Raw genomic sequence first — 21696 nt, 5'->3', positions numbered from 1 at the left:
AACACTTGACCGGAATTCGCGGGTCGTCCTTGATAGAGTGGTGTTTTCCCGGACTGCGCCCGGGGCTGGTCCTTTCAACCAGAGGGAAATGGGGAATGCTTGGATCGGCCTGGTCGCGGCCATGCATGGTGGTCAAATGGCTGACATAGATGAATGGCTGATCCGAAACGGCTTGTCCAAATATGTCGACGCCTTCTCCCGGCACGAGGTCGAACTGGGTGATCTGCCGGAACTGAGCGACGATGACCTTGTCACGATCGGCCTGCCCCTTGGACCCAGACGCCGCTTTCTGAAAGCAATACGGGATGAAACCGGGCAGCCTGCGGGATCACATCGCGCGCATCAAGAACCCAACATCATTGCAGAGCGCAGACAGCTGACGGTCATGTTCATCGATCTTGTTGGATCGACGGCGATATCGCAAAAGCTGGATCCTGAAGATCTGGCCGAGGTTCTGAGGCTGTTCAAAGAGACCTGCGCCGCTGCGGTCGCCGCTTTTGACGGGCATATCGCCAGTTACTATGGCGACGGCATCATGGTGTTTTTTGGCTTTCCGCATGCGCATGAAGACGACCCGGAACGCGCCATTCATGCAGGTCTTAGGATCGTTCGCGAAATTCCGGAAATCCGCACGCATGCACATCTTGAAGTCCGCATAGGGATCGCGACCGGCCTGGTTGTCGTCGGTGACCTGCGGGGAGAGAAGATGTTCGAGGATGGAACCGCCATGGGCGAGACCCCGAACCTTGCCGCACGGCTTCAATCGATGGCTGATCCGGGGACAATGATCGTCGCGCCGACGACACGGGAGTTGGCGGGTGATGCGTTCGAATATGTGCGCCGTGGTACGTTTCAGTTGAAAGGCTTTGCCAAAGAGGTCGAAGCCTGGCAGGTCACCGGCACGCGCCAGACTCTCAGCCGTTTTCTTGCGGCAGACGACGCCCGGATGAGTTCATTGGTCGGGCGCGCGCAGGAGCATGAAACCCTTCAAAGCAAGTGGAAGCTGGCCCGTCAGGGTCAAGGTCAGGTGGTGCTGGTCTCGGGCGAGGCGGGCATAGGAAAATCCAGGCTGATCGAAGAGCTTCGCCGCACGATCCCGGACGCAAAACACCGACAGCTTCGATTTCAGTGTTCGCCCTTTCATGACGCAAGCGCGTTGTACCCGATCATTCGCCAGCTTGAAAACGCGGCCGAACTGCGGGCCGGTGACAGTGCGGACGAAAAATTGAACAAGATCCACGGCGTTCTGGGTGATCCTTCTGAAGGGTCTCTGAAACTGGCTGCGGCACTGTTGTCGGTCCCGTTTGAAGACAGCCTTGGCCCGCTGGACTTGACCCCTGAGCAGATCATGAAGCAGACGCTGGACATGCTGGTCAATCATGTGATCGGCCTGGCGCAGGAAACCCCAACCCTGTTGCTGTTTGAAGATGCACATTGGATCGATCCAACGACAAAGACTCTGCTTGATCAGCTTGTAACCCGAATAGAGAACGCGCGCCTGCTGATGGTCATGAGCTATCGGATAGGCTTTGATACGGACTGGCCACAATCGCACAACCTGATGCACGTCGCGCTTCAACAACTGGATTTCGCGCAGGTCAAAGAGATCGTGAACGACGTTGCCAAGGGCAAGACCGTCCCGGACGAAGTTCACCACCTGATTGCTGCCAGATCCAACGGCGTCCCGCTGTTCGTAGAAGAGGTGACGAAGGATCTGCTGGAATCCGATCTTCTGACCGAACGCGCCGACGCCTATACGATCGACCGGTCCACGCCATCACCCACTGTGCCGAAGACACTGCATGATGCCTTGATGGCTCGTCTCGATCGTCTGAGCTCGGCCAAGGAAGTGGCACAGATCGGCGCTGTCATTGGCCCGCAATTCTCTTATCCGATGATTGCAAGTGTGTCCCGTTTTGATGAACGGGCGTTGCGATCCGGTCTGGATTTGCTTGTGGATGCCGGGATCGTGATCGTTTCAGACTCAGAGCCCGAGGAGACGTTCAGTTACCGTCACGCTCTCATTCGCGACACCGCTTACAACAGCCTGCTGAAACGCGAGAGGCGAACGCTGCATGCGCGTGTGGTCCAAGCACTGAACTCTGCCTCGTTGCACGAAAACTCTGCCGGTCCGGAAATTCTGGCTCATCACTACACGATGGCAGATATGCCGGACGAAGCGATAGAACACTGGTATCTGGCCGGACAACGTGCCGTTGAACGCTCGGCCGGGATTGAAGCAGCCACTCAGCTGGGGCGTGCGTTGGCGTTGCTTGAACAGCAGGAAGACTCGGTTGACCGCGACCGCATGGAAACCAAGATCCAGACATTGCGGGCCGGCGTTCTGCGCTCGACCGCTGGCATCGCGGCCGATGAAACGGGGGCGGTGTATGCCCGGATCCGCGACCTGTGCAATCGGCTGGGCGAAACCGAACAATTGTTCCCTGTGCTCAATGGTCTCTATGCGTATCATCTGGTCCGCGGCGAATACGACTTGGCCAGGGACGTCGCGGCGCAGTTGCTGGACCTGTCCAAGCTGACCGACGAAACGCATCACATAATGATTGCCCACCGGGCCATGGGTGCCGTCTTGTTGCATATCGGGCAGCAGGACGCCGCCTATGCACATCTGCGACAAGCGCTGCGCTTGTATGATTCTCAGCAGCACAGCCGTCTTGCCTATGTCTACGGCACGGATCATGCCGCCATTACATCCTGCTTCCTGAGCATGACGGTTTGGTTGCGCGGAGAACCGGACCGCGCGCTCGAGATTCAGCATCAGGCGATCTCGGCGGCGCAGAAACTCAATCACGCTCATAGCCTGGCACAGACGCTGACATATCTGTGTATGCTGCACCTGTTGCGGCGTGAACCTGAACAGGTTTACGACGTGGCCGCGCGTCTTGAGGAACTGGCGACCAAACACACCTTCCCCTTCATGACACTGACGGCGAATGTCTGGCGGTGTTGGGCGGACACACAGATCAAGCCAGGCCCGGAAACGATCCGAGCAATGCGCGACGCGTCCGAAGCCTGGTGGGCCAGCGGGGCCGGAAACTACAAGCCGGTGTTCCTGACGGCCCTTGCCGAAGCGTCATTGAAAGCGAACGACCCGAAGGCGGCTCAGCGCCTGCTGGATGAAGCCCGTGAACAGCAGGTTCTGACCAATGAAGCCTGGGCTCAGCCCGAGACGGATCGGATACAGGCGTTGGTGCGGTCCACGGACAGTGCCGCAGATGATCTGTTCACGGAGGCTCTGGAAACCGCACGCAAACAGCAGGCAAGAATGTTCGAACTGCGCACAGCGGTGGATTACGTGCAAACTTGCGACCGCTTTGGCTGCACGCCGGCCTCGCCGCCTGATCTTGGAAAGATTTTGGCCACGATCGTTGGCGGCGCGCAGACCCGCGATGTCGCGCAGGCCATGTCTTTGCTCAATCAATCGAAAGTGTCATAGGGTACTGACCCGGCCAGTTCGGCGGACAACACCTTTGCGTTCATCCTGTTGCCCTGTAGGACCACAGGCGCAATGCTGCGCTGTTTCAACTCGGTTGCAACTCGTCCTGATATCCGAACAACGCAGGTTGACCACCCGTGTGCAGCAGAACAACTTTCTGGCCTTTTTCGATGGCACCTTGTTCAAGCAGCCCAAGAAGCCCTGCAAAGGTTTTGGCGGAATAAACAGGGTCAAGAAAAATGCCCTCGGAGCGCGCCATCAGGGTCAACGCCTCGCGGGTTGCGGGGCCGATCCGCCCATATCCGGGTGCCAAGGCGCCGTCCCAGGTATAGATGTCTTCCATGACCAAAGCAGGGTCGAAACCCATCATGGTCGCCAATCGCCCCAGGACCTTTTGCAGACGCGCGTGCTGCTGGTTCTGATCGCGACGCACGCATATGCCGTAGACAGGCGCAGTCTGTCCGACCAAACGCAATCCGGCCAGAAACCCGCCATGGGTTGCCCCGCTTCCCGACGGCACCACCGCGGCGTCGAAATCGCTGGTCTGAGTATGCAACTCGGCCGCCCCCGCCACATAGCCCAATGCCCCCAGCGGAGGGTGATCTATGCCCAGATGGATCACGTATGGCTTCCGACCCATGGCAACCAGTTCCTCGGCGCGTTCGTGAAGAGCGCCGTCCGCGCCCGCCTCGTCCTCACCCTTGGGATAGCCAATATGTTCCGCCCCCAGAAGCTGTGCCAGAAGAACATTCCCGGATCGATGGTAGTATTCGCCCATATTCGTCACGCGGTCTTCCAATTGAAGAACGGATGACATTCCCAGCTTTGCCGCCGCAGCTGCCGCGGTGCGCACGAAATTGGATTGCACGGCACCTGTGATCAGGATGGTGTCCGCCCGCTGCCTCAGCGCCTCACCCATATAAAATTCCAGCTGGCGGGTCTTGTTTCCGCCGAAGCTGAGCCCGGTTAGGTCGTCGCGCTTGATCCACAGGTCCAGCCCCAGTTGGTCAGAAAGACGCTCAAGCCGTTCGACCGGTGTGACCGATGTCATCAACCTTGCGCGGGAATAGTTTGAAAGCGCTGCGTCTATCATGGACCAGGTGCCCCTTCATTTTCATGCAAAAGACTCGTGCCGATGGATGGCACTGCTGATCAGGATAGTGAGGTTTAGGAAAGCGTGGAAGACAGCCGGTCACGCGCAAAAGCGCCCGACTGAAGCCCCCGTTGGAGCTGGCCAGTTTCGGATAACGGGTTTTCCGTGAATTTGCAGCGCCGAAGGGTCCGGCCGCCGGTGATCAATCACCTCTCGCTGGTGTCGCTTTCGGCGTAGTTGCGCAAATCGTCCATGTCGGCGATATCCGCGTGGTTCCTGTTGATCTTGACGCCAACGGGTTTCAACCGCGAAAACGCGCGGCTCAGGCTTTCGGGCTTCATCCCAAGACGTCCGGCGATAAGCATCTTGTCGTAAGGCAGTTCCACCTCGCAGCGACCGGAATCGCGATCGCACAGGTTCAACAGAAACTCTGCGACGCGTTGCGCCCCGGTTTGCGCCTTCAATTGTTCCAGCTGCGCCACCAGAGCATGCAGATGCGTGAACGTCGCAGCCAGAATTGAAACGCCGATTTCCGGGTCTTCCTTCATGAGTGACAGCAGCACCGGGCTGGGAATGTGCATCACTTCACAGGCTGAGACGGCTTCGGCGGACACGGGATACGGCACGTTGCGCAGCGCAACGGCCTCACCAAAGCTTTCTCCGCGGGTGAAAACGCTCACCACCGCTTCCGCCCCGGTCGGAGAGATACGGAACAGCTTGACCCAACCCGCCAGCACGACGTGCACGGCCTTGGCTTCTTCCTCTTGCAGAAAGATCGTCTCGCCACGGTCATATTGCCGCCAAATCGCTTGCCGCAGCAAAGTATCCACATGCTGATCCGGCAGGCTGCGCAGAAGCAGAGACTGCCGCGCAATCGCCTTTTGTGCCTCGTGTGACATGAAGGCATTCCCTTCTTCATCCAGTCCGGGCGATGGCCCGGGATATCATCCCCAATGCCCTGCTATGCCAAAGCCGGCGTGGCAGTGCCAGTCTTTTTCTTGACGATCAACTTGACAATTGTCATGTCACGGGGCCCGTCGCTGCCCTAGGGTCGGTTCGCAGCCAGTTATCCGGGGAGCATGTCAGATGGATTTCGAGCGATTTTTCAGCCAGAGCCTCGACGCTTTGAAAGATGAAGGAAACTATCGGGTTTTCATCGACTTGCAGCGACGTTGCGGAGCCTTCCCGAACGCTCGCCAGACCGATGGTTCGATCCAGCGGGATGTGCGTATCTGGTGCTCGAATGACTACCTTGGAATGGGGCAACACCCTGCGGTCATCAACGCCATGCACGATGCGCTGGAGCGTTGTGGCGCCGGTGCGGGCGGAACGCGCAACATTTCGGGCACGACGCATGACCACGTTCTGCTCGAGGCAGAGTTGGCAGATCTCCATGGCAAAGAGGCCGCTTTGCTGTTCACCTCGGGCTATGTGTCAAACTGGGCCGCTCTGGGAACGCTGGCTGCGAAGATCCCCGGTCTGATCGTTTTCTCTGATGCGCTGAACCATGCCTCGATGATCGAAGGCATCCGCCACTCACGGGCGCAGAAAGTGATCTGGAAACATAACGATCTTGCGGATCTGGAGGCCAAACTGGCCGCCGCCGACCCTGACGCGCCCAAGATGATCGCCTTTGAATCCGTCTATTCCATGGATGGTGATATCGCGCCGATCAAGGAAATCTGCGACCTGGCCGACAAATACGGCGCGATGACATATCTGGACGAAGTTCACGCCGTCGGCCTCTATGGCCCGCGCGGCGGTGGCATTGCCGAGCGTGAGGGCCTGATGGATCGCCTGACCGTGATCGAAGGCACGCTGGGCAAGGCCTTCGGCGTGGTCGGCGGCTACATCGCAGCCTCGGCCGCGCTGTGCGATTTCGTTCGCAGCTTTGCCAGCGGCTTCATCTTCACCACGGCCCTGCCACCTTCGATCGCGGCCGGTGCGGCCGCATCTATCCGGCATCTGAAGCAGTCAAGCGCCGAGCGTGATCTGCAAAAGGCCCGTGTGGATCAGGTGCGCGCCCGTCTGGATGCGGAAGGGATACCGCATCTGCCGAACCCCAGCCATATCATCCCGGTGATGGTGGGCGACCCGGTGAAGTGCAAATTCATCTCGGATACGCTACTTGAAGAATTCGGCATCTACATCCAGCCGATCAACTATCCTACTGTCCCCAAGGGCACCGAACGTTTGCGGATCACGCCGTCGCCGGTCCACACAGATGAGGATATCGATCATCTGGTGGGTGCCTTGTCGGCGCTCTGGCAACGTTGTCAGATCGCGCGGATCCCACAGGCCGCTCAGTAATCAGAACCCCCCTTTGCTTGATTTATGCCGCCTCTTGGGGCGGCATTTTTTTGCCTCAGACCAGATAGAGCGCAAAAACAACTACGGAAAATCCGGTCAACACCATGGTGAACCCACGCAGCCAGCTTTGGCTGTTCTCCAAATCCAGGTAGTGTTTCAGGATCACGCGGGCCTTGATCAGCGCCAGCAACAGGATACCGCCAGCGATGATCGCGGTTGGTGCCCCAATCAAGGTCAGCAGCGCGGATCCCACGCTGAGCGCCAAAAGCCCAAGCCAAGCCTGGGTCAGAGAGTTCGGCGACCTCTGGTGAGAACTGTTGGTCAAAGATGAAGGTTGGGCCATCCGACTATCCCAGCAGATAGATCACTGGAAACAGCATGATCCAGACCAGGTCCACCATGTGCCAGAACTGCGCGCCCGCTTCGACGCTACTGGGGTCGTCGCGCCAGGCCACCAGCAACAGAATTCCAACCCCGGCCAGCACATGCGCGGCATGAAAGCCGGTCAGCATGTAGTAGAACAGAAAGAATGGATGCGTTTCGTATCCTATCCCCTGAGACGCCTTGTCGGCGTATTCCGCACCCTTGATGATCAGGAACACGACACCCAGAACCGCGGCAAGGATCAGTGCCAAACGGGCCCGAAAACGTTGCATGTTCCGCCGCCAATGCAGCGCCTGCGCGGCCAGATAGCCGGATGTCACCAATACCGCCGTGTTCAATGCCGCACCCGTGCGATGCAGATGCGACTGCGCCTCGGCAAAACCTGCCGAATCGGTCAGGCGTACCCCCATGAAGGCGATCATCCCCGCGCCAAAGACCAGCAGTTCCGAAATGATCAGAACCCACATCAGGAACTCGCCCGGCAGTTCGTCGATCAGAGAGGCATCACTCATGCGCCGACCAACTGGCGATAGATATGCGGCAGGGCCATGGTCAGGCGATGCGGATCTGGAATGACGGCGAAACCGCCCTGTCCGAACATGCGCGGAAACCAGCTTTTGCCGGTTTTGTCGATGGTGACGCCGAACACCGACTGTCCGGCCCGGCGCGCCTCGCGTATGGCCATGCAGGTATCTTCGATGCCGTGGCGCCCCTCGTAGTGATCCAGGTCGTTTGGCTTTCCGTCGGTAATGACCAGCAGCAATCGGCGCTTGCGGGACTGGCTGGCCAGATCTGCGGAACAGTGCCGGATTGCCGCGCCCAACCTTGTATAATGTCCCGGGCGCAGCGACGCGATGCGCTGTTCTACTTTGGTTCCCATCGGTTCGTCGAACCGTTTGCAACGCTGCACATACACGCGCTGACGCTTGAGGGAGCTGAACGCATGAATGGCGAAATCGTCACCGCAAGCGTTCAGGCCCCAGGCCAAGGCCGCCAGCGCCTCGCGTTCGATATCGATCACGGCGCGGCCTGTGACCGCGCTTTCGGTGGATCGGCTGACATCCAGCAGGATCGACACCGCCAGATCGCGGGCCTCGGGGCGGGATTGCATCCAGACGCGTTCCGTCCCTTCACCATTTGCGCAGCGGTCAACCTGCGCCCGAACGGCGGCTTCCATATCCAGCTGATCCCCGTCCAGATGGCCCCGGGTCATCACGCGCCCCGGGCGCAGCGCCTCGAATTGGCGCTTGACGGCGCGAATGCGGCGCGCAGTGGCCGGATCCTTGCCGAACTCGGCAGCATCGCCGCGGATATCGGCATCCGAAAGCAGAACGTTCACATGATCCGGCAGGTATTGACCTGTCCGCACGTCCCATTCGGGATATAGAATACGGCCTGACAGGCGTTCGCGGTTGACGTCTTCGGGTGCCAGATCAAGGTGAAGCTTCAACCTGGTAGGCGGCGCCTTTGAAATCTGGCCAAGACCGATCTCTTCCTGATCGTCAGCCGCCTTCTTGGCGTTGTCGGGATCGTCGTCATCGATGCGACGATTGATATTCAGAAACTCGGCCCAACTGAGGATGGCTTCGAACTTGTGCAGAATGAAACTGTCGCTGCGCTCGGCCTGATCCGATTTGCGGCGCCGGGCACGGTGTGTCTTTTCGCCGGATTCCTCTGGCGGGCCTTCGGTATCGGGGTTTTCAACCTCGTTGTGTTCCGAGAACCCAACTGCCCGCAACTCCGGCCACAGGGGAACCGGACGCATCGGCTGATAGCCGCGCGGGGCGATCAGATCGTCGTCAAGTGCCAGAAGGTGCTCGGCCTGATCCGACAGGGGCTTGGGATCGCCCAGCATATGAAGGATCAGTTCTTCAACCGCGGCCTCGGCAGGCGGCAGGCTGGGGATGTCGCGCTGATACAGCACGCCCTTGCACAGCTCGGTATACAGCGGACGCAAGCCAGGCGCATCGTCCAGAGTCGCCTCGACCATGTGCCGGGCGGCGATCAAGGCACGCAGGTCGGCACGCAGTGGATCATCTTCGTCAATTCGGGTTCCGGCATGGGCCGCGGCGGCGGCCAACCAGACATAGAGCGCGCCGTTTGCCTCGCGTGCGGGGAATACGGCCAGACGGTCGGGCAGACGCAAAACCTCTCCGTCGAACGAGGCGCGCGGCATCAATTCCACTTCGGTTGCAAGTTTGCGGCGCCAACTCAGGCGGTGGCGCGAAACCTCGGGTGAGACCGGGCGCAATTCAACGCCCGGACTACCCCCAAGCCCCCGAAAGAGGACTGCCAGCCGCCCCGCGACCTCGGAAAGGTCGACCGCGGCTCCAACATGCACCTGGGGTGCATCGAGGCGGCTGGCAAGGGTGTGCCACAGTTTCCCGATGGTTTCTTCGGGTTCCCATGGCTCAAAGTCGATCCTGACCATCGCCGGCCTCACCCAAAGACGGCGGTGACAAGATCGAGGAGCCCGCGTTTGATATCCTCGTCATCGGTCAGAGGTTCGATCATGGCGGCGAGGATGGCGCGGTCGGTGGACATGCCCTGCGCGATCAGCGTCGCGGCATAGACGACCAGCCGGGTGGACACGCCTTCCTCGAGGTCCTGACCCTTGAGCCCGCGCAGCTTGCCCGCCAGCCGCACCAGCGGCTTGCAGCGTTCCAGCGGCAGGCCGCTTTCCTGCGCGACCACTTCGGCTTCCATCTGAGGCGAGGGAAAGTCGAACTCCAACGAGATGAACCGCTGCCGGGTCGAGGGTTTGAGGGTTTTCAGGATATTCTGATAGCCGGGGTTGTAGGACGCCACCAGCATGAAACCGGGCGCGGCCTCAAGTTCTTCGCCGGTGCGGTCGATCGGCAGGATGCGCCGGTCGTCGGTCAGCGGGTGCAGTACGACAGTCACGTCCTTGCGGGCCTCGACCACCTCATCCAGATAGCAGATCGCGCCTTCGCGCACCGCGCGGGTCAGGGGGCCATCGACCCAGACGGTTTCTCCGCCTTTCAACAGGTAGCGGCCAATCAGGTCGGCGGCGGCCAGATCGTCGTGGCAAGCCACGGTATAAAGCGGGCGGCCAAGTTTGGCGGCCATATGGGCCACAAAGCGGGTCTTGCCGCAGCCCGTCGGGCCTTTCAGCAGAACCGGCAGGTCGTTTTTGTAAGCGGCGGTGAAGACATCGCATTCATCGCCCTGGGGCAGGTAGAAGGGGGCGTTTGCCGCCCCCTCTTTCAGGTTCATGGAGCCATCCATATCCATCACTCCGCAGGGGTTTCAGCTGCGCCGGGTTCGATGACCTCTTTGCGGGGAACCCAGATCGAATAGATGAACAGCAGCGCCCCAAGGACAACGACCAGACCAGAGCCAAGACGCATCCAGTAGAAGATCGCGATCTGGTCCTGTACGTCCATGAAGTAGTCTCCGACCACGCGCTGCATATGTGTCTGCACGGTGCCGCCGAAGGTCAACACGAAGGTCATGAAGACCATGCCGCTGGTCATCAGCCAGAACGAGCCCATGTTCAGAACCTGATTGTAGGGATCACGGTTCTTCAGGATCGGCATCGCATAGCTAAAGATCGCAAGGTTGAGGCAGACATAGGCGCCGTAGAAGGCCAGGTGACCGTGGGCTGCGGTGATCTGCGTGCCGTGGGTATAGTAGTTCACCCCGTGCAGCGTGTGCAGAAAGCCCCAGACACCAGCACCGAAGAACGCCAGAGTGGCACAGCCCAGCGACCACAGCAACGCGGCCTTGTTGGGGTGGTCACGACGGCCCTTCCAGACCATGACGAAGGCAAAGGCCATCATCGCAAAGAACGGGATCACCTCGAGGCTCGAGAAGATCGAACCGATCCACTGCCAGTATGCAGGCGTACCGATCCAGTAATAGTGGTGACCCGTGCCAAGGATGCCCGAGAACAGCGCGGCGGCGACGATGACGTATAGCCATTTTTCGACCACCTCACGGTCCACACCGGTCAGCTTGAGCATCAGATAGGCCAGGATCGAGGCCATGATCAGTTCCCACACACCTTCGACCCACAGGTGGACGACATACCACCAGTATTGCTTGTCCAGCGACAGGTTGCCCGGGTTGTAGAAGGCGAACAGGAACAGCAGCGCCAGACCCCAAAGGCCCAGAAGCAGGATGTTGGTAATGGCTGTCTTCTTGCCTTTCAGAACGGTCATCGACACGTTGTAAAGGAAGATCAATGCAGCCACGACGATACCGGCCTTGACCCATTTGGGCTGTTCCAGGAACTCGCGCCCCTCTTTGCCCAGCAGCCAGTTGCCTTCGAACAGGTTGAAGACATAGGTGACGACCACGCCCAACGTGCCGACAACAAGGATGATCAGTTGTAGATAGGCAAGCTTGGGCGAGTGGATCTCGCGCTCGGCTTCTTCCGGGATCAGGAAGTAGGCCGCACCAAAGAAACCCAGGATCAGCCAGACGATCAGAGAGTTGGTGTGCAGCATCCGCACGATGTTGAACGGCAGAAGCTCACTCAGGAAATTGGGGAATACATAGATGAAACCGGCCAGAAGGCCGCCGATCACCTGTATCGCGAACAACGCCATGGCTACCGCAAAGTAGGCATAGGCGATTTTTTGGGATTCGTATTTCATTGTTTCGTTCCCTTTCTCAGCCTGCCTCGTTGGGCGGCCAGCCCTGCGCGTCGATGTTGTCCGTCCAGATCAGGAAGTTGGTCAGGTCACGGAGTTCTTCGTCGCTGAGGTTGAAATTGGGCATTTGCCGACGACCGGGAATGCCGGTCGGTTGTGCTTCCATCCAGCCCTTGAGGGATTCAAAGGCTGATTCCGGGTCGTCCAGCACGCCCCAGCGGGTCATCACGTTGCCGACTTCCGGAGCAAAGTAGGCCCCTTCACCCAGAATCGAATGACAGTTCACACACGCGTGTTTTTCCCAGACATGCTTGCCCCGGACCACACTGTCATCCAGTTTTGCGGCATTTTCGGAATTGACGATATACCAGTGGGAATGGGCCGAAAGGGCCAGAAAGATGAGAATGAAGAACAGTGACCCGCCATAAAAAATATTGCGGGCCATGCTCTTTGTCATGACGTCTCGCATTGCGCTCTCCTTTGCGCAGATTAGCTAGTGTCTGCAACATGACGGGCGGGACGCGGGAGTGCCTTAACGAAAGTCAAGACTTCTCAAGTATGCTCTGGAACGAGGTCGGATGCCTGACAAACAGCAAGAACCACGAAAAAGCCTGGGGTTCGCCTTGATATCTGAACCAATCGTGAGGAATGTCGCGTCGACATTTTAGTATAGCGGAGTTATCCAAGCGCTTGAGAGAACAAGTGTAAATCCCGTGTCAAATAGTGATGGGTTAAAATGGCAAACTATTCCTATATCGGTTATACGCCCGGCGTAATCACGGTGAATACGATTGGGCCGGATACGGTTACATTGGATGTCAATTTTGATCCTGACACGGATCGTCGTTTGTTCAGCGTGACAGACGCAGCCGGTGGATTTATTCAAAACGGCGGCGGACCACCCATTGTCGATACTGGCGATGTTTTCAACGGTGACCGCTTCGACAACGAAGACGGCGATGATCTGACGCAGACCGGCACCATCACCACCCTTGATGGCTCGACCACCTTTCTTAGTGGCCCAATTTACCTGGAAGAATCCTATATTCTGTCCAAACCAGGCGGGGGTACGATTACAGTTTATCGTGTGGAAGTTGACGGAACTTTGGGTGGTTACATAACCTCTGAACCCCTTGTGCCCGGCACGACATACTCGATGAACATCGTGAATGTTACGCCGACCAATGCTCCTGACACAACTGATCCGACCACTATCATTGACGTGCCGTGCTTCGTAGCCGGAACGTTGATAATGACTCCAAAAGGTCCGAGGTCCATCGAGGATTTGAAGGTGGGTGACGCGGTCGTCACCGCCGACAACGGACCGCAACACATACGCTGGATCGGCACGCGACATCTGGATCAGGCGGCGCTTCGCGCCCGTCCCAGGCTGAAGCCCATCCGGATCGAGGCCGGTTCACTGGGCGATCACTTGCCCCAGCGTGATCTTTTCGTGTCACCGCAACACCGTATGCTGGTCCGGTCGCCGATTGCCGTCAGAATGTTCGACGCCGAAGAGGTTCTTGTTCCTGCTCACATTCTTGTCGGCGTGCCCGGCATTTCAATCGCTGATGACACCCGTGCTGTGACCTATGTCCATCTTTTGTTCGACCGTCACGAGATCATCTATGCGGAAGGCGCACCTTCCGAAAGCCTGCTCACCGGTGCGCAGGCCTTGTCCAGTGTTCACCCGGACGCACGGGCGGAAATTCTTGAATTGTTCCCTGAATTGGATCAGCGCAATTACGTTCCGCTGGCCGCACGACGGATACCGGAAAAAGGGAAACGCGCTCGGGCTTTGGTCCATCGTCATATCAAGAACGCGCGGCCTCTGGTCGCTGAACGATAGGCGCCGCTTGAACCGGCCTCAGGTCTGTTGCACGGCGCGGGGGCCGGTCAGGGCAGGCCACATGGCAAACAGATACAGCCCCATTGCCGCGATCCAAAATCCATCCGCTGTCAGCATCGCCGTCATGTACCCTCCTGCCATGTCGGATCCCAGCCAACGCACAAGCGCTGCAACCGCCATCAAGCCATAGGCAATCGCCATGGGCTTTGGCGCGACAAGGGGACGACCGCTGTGGCCCAAGGCGGCGCGGCTCATTACGGCAAGGGTCATGCCACCAACGCAACCAATGCCCAGAACGTGGAGCGCGCCGATCTCATTTCCCATCCCGATGGCCGCCAACCCCCAGAGAATCAGACCCAGCGCCAGCATCCCGAGACCCAGATGCAGCGCGACAAGGATCGGTTGACGCAAGGCCCAGCCTGTTCTCCAACGCGCCATGCGCATCAGTTGAACACTGCCCATCACCAAAGCAACGGCCCCCGCTACAGGCCCGACATCAAGTGCAAGCACAAGCAGGGGCAGCAACAGCGCCAGAATCATCGTCGCCCTGTCCAGCCTGGCCACGGATACCGGCCACGATGCTTCGGGTTGACCCGCTCTTTTCATGGCATTGCGTGTAAAAGCCGGCGTAATCCGGCCACCCAGGATCGCGATCATCGAACACAAGGTCAAAAGCCCGGCCCGAATGCCGGTATTCAGCGTATCCACCGTGACCCCCATCCATTCCAAATGAACCATAACGTTCGAGGCCAACATCAGAACCAGAAGATACAGAAACACCATATTCTGGGGCTTGGGCCGACGAACCAGTTGACTGGCAATCTTCAGCGCCAGAATGGGAACAAAGCTCAGGTCCACGACTGCGACGAACAAGGGTGGCAACACTCCGGAAAACCAGACCGCCAGACGCCCGGCCATCCAGATCAATGCGACAAGCGTGATAAAGCGGGCCCGCGCCTCGGGCGCACCGGTCCAGTTCGGCACGGCGGTCAGAAAAAACCCCCCCAAGGCGGCCGTTGCATACCCAAAAATCATCTCATGCGCGTGCCACATCACCGGGGGCATCGCGTAACTCTGTTCCATGTAGGGCATCAGTCCGTCGAGCGACGCCAACCATACGCCCCACGCGACTCCTGCAAACATACCGTAAAGACCCGCCGAAAGAAAAAAGACCCGGAACCCTTCACTGAAAACACGCGCGATTACAGCTGTCATGCCTGCTCTCCATAGCTTTTCCCGCCGTTGAACAATGTGTAGTGCCCGCATGACCCGGCGCCCTTAACCAAAATCAAGACTGGGCTTAAACATGTGTGAGAAACACAAGATTTATTGGGGGTTTTGATCTGTGTTTTCTTTCCAAAGTGCTTTGTCTGCACCCTTGCCGTTGACTTTGGTCAAGGATGACATCCACGTGATGTTTCACTCTCGACACCGCCTCACCACGCATATGGAGAGTGATCATGTCACTTGGAATCAGCTACAACAAACCCGGCCGCGCCTTCGGGGTCGGATTGGCAATGTTGTTGGGCAGCGTCGCTGCTCCGACCTTCGCCGAAGAGCCAACTTTGAGCGAAGAAGCCTTTGAATCGTCTAAACAGCTCTATTTCGAACAATGCGCAGGCTGCCACGGCGTATTGCGCAAAGGTGCCACGGGTAAAAACCTGGAACCGCATTGGAAGAAGACCGCAGCCGACGGCACTGTAACCGAAGGCGGCACCTTGCAACTGGGGCAGGAACGCCTTGAAAAGATTATCGCCTGGGGTACCGAAGGCGGCATGAACAACTTCTCGGACATCATGACCGAGCAGGAAATCAAGGATATGGCGACCTACATCATGATGGAGCCGCCAAAACCACCTGAAATGTCGCTGGAACAGATGATGGCGACGCGTAAGGTCTATGTCGAAGAAGAGGACTATCCGACCGAGCCGCTGCACGGCCGCAACTGGGAAAACTTCTTTGTCGTCATCGAACGTGACGTAGGCAAGGTGGCCGTGATCGACGGCGACACCAAAGAGGTGCTGACCCACATCCCCACTGGCTACGCAGTGCACGTTCTGAAAGCGTCCGAACACCACAGCCTGACCGAGCCAGAACACCCCGGCCGCTTCTGGTACACAATGGGTCGCGACGGCAAGATGACCAAAATCGACCTTTGGCAGACGCCGGACAAGATGTTGGTATCCGAAGTCAAGATTGCATATGACGCCCGTGACGTCGCCGTTTCCGGCGATGGTAAATACGTCATCGGTGGTGGCTACTGGCCGCCGCACTTTGCTATCGTTGACGCGAAGACCATGGAACCGGTGAAGGTCGTATCGACCCGCGGCGTGAACGTCGACGGTGAGTATGTGGAAGAAGCCCGTGTGGCAGCCATCTACACCACTCCGAATGAACCCACCTGGATCGTTGCCGTGAAAGAACTGGGACAGTTGTGGCAGGTCGATTACACCGATCTGGACAACCTTCGGATCGACAAGATCGACAGCGCCAAGTTCCTGCATGACGGGTTCTTCGATCCGACAGGCCGGTATTTCCAGATCGCCGCAAACGCGTCGAACAAGATGGTGGTTGTCGATACCGAAACCCACAAGCTTGAGGCGATGATCGATACAGCCGCGCTGCCGCACCCTGGTCCGGGCGCCAACTGGGTCGACCCGAACTGTGGACCTGTGGCGGGCACAACCCACCTTGGTGTCGGTACCGTGACCGTTTGGGGCAACGATCCTGAAAACCGTCCGGATGACGCCTGGAAAGTTTGCTACGAAGTGGAAACCGACGGCCCCGGCCTGTTCGTTCGCACCCACCCGAACTCGGATTACATCTGGGCTGACCAGACCAAGCATCCGGAACCGGAAGTGCAGCAATCCGTGCAGGTCATTTCGAAAGAAACCGGCGAAATCGTGAAGACGATCCAGATCACTGAAGACGAAGGCAGCGCCGCTGTTCACTTCGAATTCAACGCTGACGGTACCGAGGTCTGGGTTTCCAAGTGGAACCTGTCGGACTCGAAGGAACCCAATGGTCAGATCGTGATCTTCGACGCGAAGACGCTGGAAGAAATCGGCCGCATCGATGGGCTTTATGCCCCGACCGGCAAGTTCAACGTCTACAACCGGTCGAACCACGTCACCTGACGAGGTCAGGACGACCACAGGAAAGGGCGGGCCCCTCGCCCGCCCTTTCCTTGTTTGAGTCATCAGCCAAACTCACCGGCCTGCCACCAAGGGCCAGACAATACAGCCAAAACGGAGCCCGGATATGACCTCCGAACCGGAAAAGAAAAAACCGATCTGGCGCCGGTATTTCCTATGGGGAATGCCTGTGGCCGGTATCGCCGGGGCCTTTGCCGCCGGCATCATCTTCTGGGGCGGGTTCAACACCGCAATGGAAGCCACAAACACCAAGGAATTCTGCATCTCATGTCACGAGATGCGAGATTTTGTTTACGAAGAATATACCGGCACGATCCATGACGTGAACCGGTCGGGTGTGGGGGCTGTCTGTTCCGACTGCCACGTTCCCAAAGACTGGACCCATAAGATGATACGTAAGATCAAGGCGTCCAAAGAGCTGTATGGCAAGATGGTCGGTACCATCAACACCCGTGAAAAGTTCGAGGCCAAACGTGTACATCTGGCCATGAACGAATGGGAGCGGATGAAGGCCACAGACTCGCGCGAATGCCGCAACTGTCACGATTTCGAATCGATGATGCCCGAATTTCAGAAACCTCGCGCCCGTCAGCAGCACCTCAATGCGATGACTGTCGGACAGACCTGTATCGACTGCCACAAGGGGATTGCACACTCGGATGCACGCGACCGGGCGGACGAAGAGTATCTGGAAAAGCTTGAAGCACCGAACCCGGACTTCATCCGGCCCATCCCTCCGGAATATTTGGCCAGTCTCGAAAAGATCGAAGCCAAAGAGGCCGCTGAAGCAGAAGCGGAAAAAGCCGCCAAAAAGGCTCAGCAAGAGGCCGTTCAGGCCCAGATCGCAGCGGCTGTTGACGCTGCTTTGGAAGAAGAACGTGCGAAAACCTCCGGTGAAGACGCCGCGGCGCCCTCTGGCGGAGCAAGCGACGTTGGGTCCAACATCGACTGGAACGCAGTGGCCGCAGCGGATCTGAAACTGTTCTACCCCGGGCAGGCCTCGTTTGAATGGGTCCAGAACGGCAAGTTCCATGGTGGCGCGCGCCCCCTGACGAAAGGCGGGGATCAGTGTACCACCTGTCACGCCAAGGAACTGGACACCATAGGCAACAAGATCGTTGCGGGTGGAGATCTGGAACCGACTCCGATCCCGGGCAAACGCGGTGTCATCGACGCAACCGTTCAGGCGGCGCATGACGACGAAAACCTGTACATTCGCCTGCAATGGCCGGACGCGGGTCACAATCCTGCCCCGTTCGTCGATGGCGGCAAGATGGACCCGGACAACCAGATCAAGGTTGCCATGATGATTACCGGCACTGGTATCGAGCTGGGCGATCAGGTGGGATGCTGGGCTTCGTGCCACGCCGACAACACCTATATGCCCTTTGCGCCCGAAGCGGATGCGATCGCGGCAAATGCGGATGTTGCCGGTCGCCTCGATGCCACGGACACCATTACCAAATACATCAGCGAAAGCCGCACGGATGTTGAGGTCAAAGGTCGCCGTGGTAAGGCCCTGGGGGGCTGGGACAAGCTGAAAGCCGAGGAACAGATCGAGCAGTATCTGGCCGACGGCACCTATCTTGACCTGATGCGTGTCTACGCCGACGGAAGCGCCACCAATGGCTATCTGTTGGAGCAGCGCGTGGTCAATGATGGTGAAATCGCCGCATCGGCCGAACTGTCCGGTGGCATGTGGACCGTGGTGTTTACGCGCCCCTTGAATTCCGGCGCGCCCGGTGATGTGCCATTGGAGGCAGGCAAGACCTATACCGTTGGCTTTGCCATCCACGACGATTTTACCGCCGCAAGGTTCCACCACGTGACGCTGAATACCAGCCTGGCGCTGGATGATGACAGCGCGTTCATCAACGTGGTCAAACAATGACGGATCGGGGCCGGGTCAACCGGCCCCGGCCACTCTTGGAAAGGAGTCATGGACCATGAAACCCCAACGCCTTCTTCCCGCGCTGCTGCTTCTGGCCGCGCCCGCCTGGGCGAACGAAACCGCCGAAATCTGCGCCGAGGCCGAAGAGCGCTATGTCGAGTTGTTCGGTCAGCCTTCGTCGGCCGTCGAAGACGCCGAAGTGGTGCTGATGTACAAATACAATTTTTGCCCATCCGAATTGACCGTGAAGGCAGGCACAACTGTCCGATGGGTGAATGTCGACAAACGCACCAGCCATTCCGTTCTGTTGAAGGATGGCAGCCAACCTGAAAGTGATCGCCTGTTCCCCGAGGAATCGGTTGAACTGACCCTTCTCACGCCCGGCCCACAGGACTATCTGTGCGGCCCGCATTGGGAGACACAGAACATGATCGGAATGATCACCGTCGAACCCTGAAACAAGACACAATACAGGCAAGATGAAGGAGCGTGGGCGCAAATCCCGCGCTCCTTAACTTATGTCAAGGAGGTTGGTTTTCGATTGGGCCAATCTTCCCCCATGACACGCCCGGCTCACCCAGCAACGTCTTGCAAACGCAACGGATCTGCTTGGAGTACCGGGTCTCGAAGACTTTCAGACCAAGCGAGTTTGCACATGAGCGGTAAGGTTTTTCTGATTGGCGCAGGCCCCGGCGACCCCGAGCTGATGACCCTGCGCGCACTGCGGATGCTGCAAGAAGCGGATGTCGTGGTTTTTGACCGGCTGGTGTCCGCCGACATTCTGAACTTGCACGCGGAAGGCGCCAGGCTGATCCCTGTCGGCAAGGCCCCCAAATGCCACACCGTTCCGCAGGACCGCATCAACGAAATACTGCTTGAAGAAGCCAGCGCAGGTCACACGGTCGCCCGGCTGAAAGGCGGCGACCCCATGATCTTTGGCCGCGGTTCGGAAGAGGCTGCCTATCTGATGGCCCGCGGTGTCGCTGTCGAATACGCACCGGGCATCACGGCGGCCCAGGGGGCGTCTTGTTCGACGGGTGTGCCGCTGACCCATCGCGGGCTGGCGACCTCGGTTCAATATGTCACCGGACATCGGCAGGCCGACAAAGTGCTGGATCTGGACTGGAAACGTCTTGCCGATCCGGACTCGACACTGGTGGTCTATATGGGCGTCGCCAATATCGGTCAGATCGCCATGGGGTTGATGACCGAGAACCTGCCAGGCTCGACACCAGTTCTGGCGGTGGGCAAGGCCACGACACCTGATGAGCGTCGTCTTGTGTCACGACTTGACCAGTTGGCCACGGATGTGCGTGCAGCCGACCTGAAGGCGCCGACGCTGTTTATCATTGGCAAGGTGGTTTCGCTTTATGCCGAACGGCCTGTAGCCGAGCTTCCGGAACAGGCCCATGGCTAAGCTGGGAAGACGAGATCAGGGGATTGTCCCAACATGCACCGACAGATCGCCGGGTCGCTCGGGGTGGGCGGCGCGAACCTGTCTGACCATTGCGGTTCTGGCCGCGACCTCTGCTTTCGCGGCGGATGTCATCGATCCCGATACCCTGAAAAGACTTGTGCATCAGGATTGCGGTTCCTGTCACGGCCTGTCCCTGAAGGGCGGCCTTGGCCCCGATCTGCGCAGTGAGACACTTGAACACTACGACGCGGATGTTTTGACCAGCGTCATCCTTGACGGCATCCCCGACACCGCGATGCCCCCGTGGCGGCCCCTGATCAGTGAAGAAGAGGCCGAATGGATCGCCCGTTACCTGCTGGAACAGGAGGCACAATGAAACACTTCATTCTTGGCCTTGCAGCCACATTGATGATGACCACAGCGCAGGCTGAACCGACCGCGACAGGCGACCTTGGTCTGGTCATCGAACGCGCCAAGGGCTCGGTTCTGCTGGTGGATCAATCCGACCGTGCAGCTCTGGCCCGGATCGAGGGATTGGGTGATCTGTCGCATGCGTCTTTGGTCTATTCGCCTGATGAACGGTATGCCTATGTGTTTGGCCGCGACGGCGGGCTGACCAAGATCGACATCGTGACCCGCCAGATCGTGAACCGCGTCGTGCAGGCCGGCAACGCCATCGGCGGGGCGATTTCGGACGACGGCAAGCTTGTGGCGGTGTCGAATTACGAACCCGGTGGCGTGCGCGTATTCGATGCGGACACGCTTGAGATGATCGCGGACATCCCGACCGACAGCAAAACCATCGGCCTGGTCGATGCGCCCGGTCGGCGGTTCGTTTTCACGATGTGGGACACTGGGGAAACCTGGATTGCCGATTTCGCAAAAGGCGCACCAGAGATCACCAAGATCCCGGACATGGGCAAGAACCCCTATGACGCGCTGATCACTGCCAATGGCCGCACCTATATCACCGGTCTGTTTGGCGAGGACGGCCTGACCGCGCTGGATCTGTGGGCCGAAACCCCCGAACCGATCCGGGTTCTACCCGATTACGGGCGTGGTCAGGAAGAAATGCCGGTCTACAAGATGCCTCATCTGGAAGGCTGGGCGCTGACGGGCCGCGAGTTCGTTTTGCCCGCTGTCGGCCATCACGAGGTTCTGTGGATCGACGCCGACACTCTGACCGAAACGGGACAGACCAAAACCCACGGGCAACCGGTCTTTGCCATGGCCCGTCCCGATGGGCGGCAGGTCTGGGTGAATTTCGCCCACCCGCTGAATGACACCATTCAGGTGATCGACAGTGTCAGCAAACAGATCATCCACGAATTCAAGCCCGGCCCCGCAGTCTTGCACATGGAGTTCACGCCACGCGGGCATGAAGTCTGGATCAGCGTGCGCGATGCCAACAAGGTCATGGTCTACGACACGCACAGTTTTGAAAAACTGCGCGAGATCGACGCGGACAGCCCGTCCGGCATCTTCTTCACCGCCCGTGCGCACAGAACGGGGCTGTAACCG

Annotated in this window: 18 protein-coding genes; 9 read left to right on the top strand and 9 right to left on the bottom strand. The window is 58.7% G+C overall.

All coding sequences use genetic code 11. The features are described from left to right. The first annotated feature begins 136 nt into the window (after positions 1-136). A complete protein-coding gene (locus ACR0C6_RS08190; protein WP_480446437.1) occupies positions 137-3457 on the top strand; it encodes an ATP-binding protein in 3321 nt (1106 codons plus the stop codon). 85 nt (positions 3458-3542) lie between these two features. On the opposite strand, the gene ACR0C6_RS08185 is transcribed toward ACR0C6_RS08190, so the two are convergent. Both ACR0C6_RS08185 and ACR0C6_RS08180 read right to left on the bottom strand, forming a co-directional pair. Continuing rightward, on the bottom strand, positions 3543-4550 hold the full coding sequence (locus ACR0C6_RS08185) for a D-cysteine desulfhydrase family protein (RefSeq protein ID WP_480446438.1): 1008 nt from the start codon (positions 4548-4550) through the stop codon (positions 3543-3545). 206 nt (positions 4551-4756) lie between these two features. Beyond that, positions 4757-5449 (bottom strand): Crp/Fnr family transcriptional regulator, encoded by a 693-nt coding sequence (locus ACR0C6_RS08180; protein ID WP_152460355.1) that lies wholly within the window; start codon positions 5447-5449, stop codon positions 4757-4759. A gap of 187 nt (positions 5450-5636) precedes the next feature. On the opposite strand from ACR0C6_RS08180, the gene hemA reads away from it, so the two are divergent. Further along, positions 5637-6860 (top strand): 5-aminolevulinate synthase, encoded by a 1224-nt coding sequence (gene hemA / locus ACR0C6_RS08175; RefSeq protein ID WP_171169751.1) that lies wholly within the window; start codon positions 5637-5639, stop codon positions 6858-6860. A 55-nt stretch (positions 6861-6915) separates the two neighbouring features. Here hemA and ACR0C6_RS08170 read toward each other — a convergent pair whose 3' ends face one another. From ACR0C6_RS08170 to ACR0C6_RS08145, 6 genes are read right to left on the bottom strand one after another with little or no spacing between them, the layout of a single operon-like run. Continuing rightward, positions 6916-7185, bottom strand: a complete 270-nt coding sequence (locus ACR0C6_RS08170; protein WP_480446439.1) for a cytochrome C oxidase subunit IV family protein — start codon at positions 7183-7185, stop codon at positions 6916-6918. Between the two features lie 22 nt (positions 7186-7207). Then, on the bottom strand, positions 7208-7756 hold the full coding sequence (locus ACR0C6_RS08165) for a cytochrome c oxidase subunit 3 (RefSeq protein WP_480446440.1): 549 nt from the start codon (positions 7754-7756) through the stop codon (positions 7208-7210). Continuing rightward, positions 7753-9675: a nitric oxide reductase activation protein NorD gene (locus ACR0C6_RS08160; protein WP_480618843.1), complete on the bottom strand. Its 1923-nt coding sequence runs from the start codon at positions 9673-9675 to the stop codon at positions 7753-7755. The genes ACR0C6_RS08165 and ACR0C6_RS08160 overlap by 4 nt, the downstream gene beginning before the upstream one ends. An 8-nt stretch (positions 9676-9683) precedes the next feature. After that, a complete protein-coding gene (locus ACR0C6_RS08155) occupies positions 9684-10493 on the bottom strand; it encodes a CbbQ/NirQ/NorQ/GpvN family protein (protein WP_371419757.1) in 810 nt (269 codons plus the stop codon). Between the two features lie 5 nt (positions 10494-10498). Beyond that, on the bottom strand, positions 10499-11866 hold the full coding sequence (locus ACR0C6_RS08150) for a cbb3-type cytochrome c oxidase subunit I (RefSeq protein ID WP_152460361.1): 1368 nt from the start codon (positions 11864-11866) through the stop codon (positions 10499-10501). A gap of 16 nt (positions 11867-11882) precedes the next feature. Next, positions 11883-12332 carry a c-type cytochrome gene (locus ACR0C6_RS08145; protein ID WP_152460362.1) on the bottom strand — a complete coding sequence of 150 codons (450 nt, stop codon included), beginning with the start codon at positions 12330-12332 and terminating at the stop codon, positions 11883-11885. A gap of 267 nt (positions 12333-12599) precedes the next feature. Between ACR0C6_RS08145 and ACR0C6_RS08140 the strand changes: the two genes are divergently transcribed. Further along, the gene (locus tag ACR0C6_RS08140; protein ID WP_480618842.1) at positions 12600-13712 is read left to right on the top strand and encodes a Hint domain-containing protein; all 1113 of its coding nucleotides are present in this window, start codon (positions 12600-12602) and stop codon (positions 13710-13712) included. Positions 13713-13730: 18 nt separating this feature from the next. Here ACR0C6_RS08140 and ACR0C6_RS08135 read toward each other — a convergent pair whose 3' ends face one another. Beyond that, positions 13731-14927: an NnrS family protein gene (locus ACR0C6_RS08135; protein ID WP_480618841.1), complete on the bottom strand. Its 1197-nt coding sequence runs from the start codon at positions 14925-14927 to the stop codon at positions 13731-13733. 245 nt (positions 14928-15172) lie between these two features. On the opposite strand from ACR0C6_RS08135, the gene ACR0C6_RS08130 reads away from it, so the two are divergent. From ACR0C6_RS08130 to ACR0C6_RS08105, 6 genes are all read left to right on the top strand, one after another. Then, positions 15173-16849, top strand: a complete 1677-nt coding sequence (locus tag ACR0C6_RS08130; RefSeq protein WP_171119354.1) for a cytochrome D1 domain-containing protein — start codon at positions 15173-15175, stop codon at positions 16847-16849. Between the two features lie 124 nt (positions 16850-16973). Further along, the gene (locus tag ACR0C6_RS08125) at positions 16974-18758 is read left to right on the top strand and encodes a NapC/NirT family cytochrome c (protein WP_480446444.1); all 1785 of its coding nucleotides are present in this window, start codon (positions 16974-16976) and stop codon (positions 18756-18758) included. A gap of 55 nt (positions 18759-18813) precedes the next feature. After that, complete coding sequence (locus tag ACR0C6_RS08120; RefSeq protein WP_480446445.1) at positions 18814-19215, top strand: cupredoxin domain-containing protein; 402 nt, start codon at positions 18814-18816, stop codon at positions 19213-19215. 198 nt (positions 19216-19413) lie between these two features. Further along, entirely contained in the window at positions 19414-20175 is a 762-nt protein-coding gene (gene cobA, locus ACR0C6_RS08115) for a uroporphyrinogen-III C-methyltransferase (RefSeq protein ID WP_480618840.1), read from the top strand. Continuing rightward, positions 20168-20551, top strand: a complete 384-nt coding sequence (locus ACR0C6_RS08110) for a c-type cytochrome (protein WP_171119357.1) — start codon at positions 20168-20170, stop codon at positions 20549-20551. Before cobA ends, ACR0C6_RS08110 begins: the two co-directional genes overlap by 8 nt. Next, the gene (locus tag ACR0C6_RS08105) at positions 20548-21693 is read left to right on the top strand and encodes a cytochrome D1 domain-containing protein (protein WP_480446447.1); all 1146 of its coding nucleotides are present in this window, start codon (positions 20548-20550) and stop codon (positions 21691-21693) included. The genes ACR0C6_RS08110 and ACR0C6_RS08105 overlap by 4 nt, the downstream gene beginning before the upstream one ends. Positions 21694-21696: the final 3 nt, after the last annotated feature.

The organism is Ruegeria sp. AL12 (genome assembly GCF_056540885.1).
The sequence above is the reverse complement of the archived record's forward strand: the minus strand, read 5'-3'. Positions and strand labels throughout refer to the sequence as shown.

Excerpts from the sequence above, each read along its gene's own strand:
- ACR0C6_RS08190 (WP_480446437.1), top strand. The coding sequence starts at position 137 with ATGGCTGACATAGATGAATGGCTGATCCGAAACGGCTTGTCCAAATAT.
- ACR0C6_RS08185 (WP_480446438.1), bottom strand. The coding sequence starts at position 4,550 with ATGATAGACGCAGCGCTTTCAAACTATTCCCGCGCAAGGTTGATGACA.
- ACR0C6_RS08180 (WP_152460355.1), bottom strand. The coding sequence starts at position 5,449 with ATGTCACACGAGGCACAAAAGGCGATTGCGCGGCAGTCTCTGCTTCTG.
- hemA (WP_171169751.1), top strand. The coding sequence starts at position 5,637 with ATGGATTTCGAGCGATTTTTCAGCCAGAGCCTCGACGCTTTGAAAGAT.
- ACR0C6_RS08165 (WP_480446440.1), bottom strand. The coding sequence starts at position 7,756 with ATGAGTGATGCCTCTCTGATCGACGAACTGCCGGGCGAGTTCCTGATG.
- ACR0C6_RS08160 (WP_480618843.1), bottom strand. The coding sequence starts at position 9,675 with ATGGTCAGGATCGACTTTGAGCCATGGGAACCCGAAGAAACCATCGGG.
- ACR0C6_RS08155 (WP_371419757.1), bottom strand. The coding sequence starts at position 10,493 with ATGGATGGCTCCATGAACCTGAAAGAGGGGGCGGCAAACGCCCCCTTC.
- ACR0C6_RS08150 (WP_152460361.1), bottom strand. The coding sequence starts at position 11,866 with ATGAAATACGAATCCCAAAAAATCGCCTATGCCTACTTTGCGGTAGCC.
- ACR0C6_RS08145 (WP_152460362.1), bottom strand. The coding sequence starts at position 12,332 with ATGCGAGACGTCATGACAAAGAGCATGGCCCGCAATATTTTTTATGGC.
- ACR0C6_RS08140 (WP_480618842.1), top strand. The coding sequence starts at position 12,600 with ATGGCAAACTATTCCTATATCGGTTATACGCCCGGCGTAATCACGGTG.
- ACR0C6_RS08135 (WP_480618841.1), bottom strand. The coding sequence starts at position 14,927 with ATGACAGCTGTAATCGCGCGTGTTTTCAGTGAAGGGTTCCGGGTCTTT.
- ACR0C6_RS08130 (WP_171119354.1), top strand. The coding sequence starts at position 15,173 with ATGTCACTTGGAATCAGCTACAACAAACCCGGCCGCGCCTTCGGGGTC.
- ACR0C6_RS08125 (WP_480446444.1), top strand. The coding sequence starts at position 16,974 with ATGACCTCCGAACCGGAAAAGAAAAAACCGATCTGGCGCCGGTATTTC.
- ACR0C6_RS08120 (WP_480446445.1), top strand. The coding sequence starts at position 18,814 with ATGAAACCCCAACGCCTTCTTCCCGCGCTGCTGCTTCTGGCCGCGCCC.
- cobA (WP_480618840.1), top strand. The coding sequence starts at position 19,414 with ATGAGCGGTAAGGTTTTTCTGATTGGCGCAGGCCCCGGCGACCCCGAG.
- ACR0C6_RS08110 (WP_171119357.1), top strand. The coding sequence starts at position 20,168 with ATGGCTAAGCTGGGAAGACGAGATCAGGGGATTGTCCCAACATGCACC.
- ACR0C6_RS08105 (WP_480446447.1), top strand. The coding sequence starts at position 20,548 with ATGAAACACTTCATTCTTGGCCTTGCAGCCACATTGATGATGACCACA.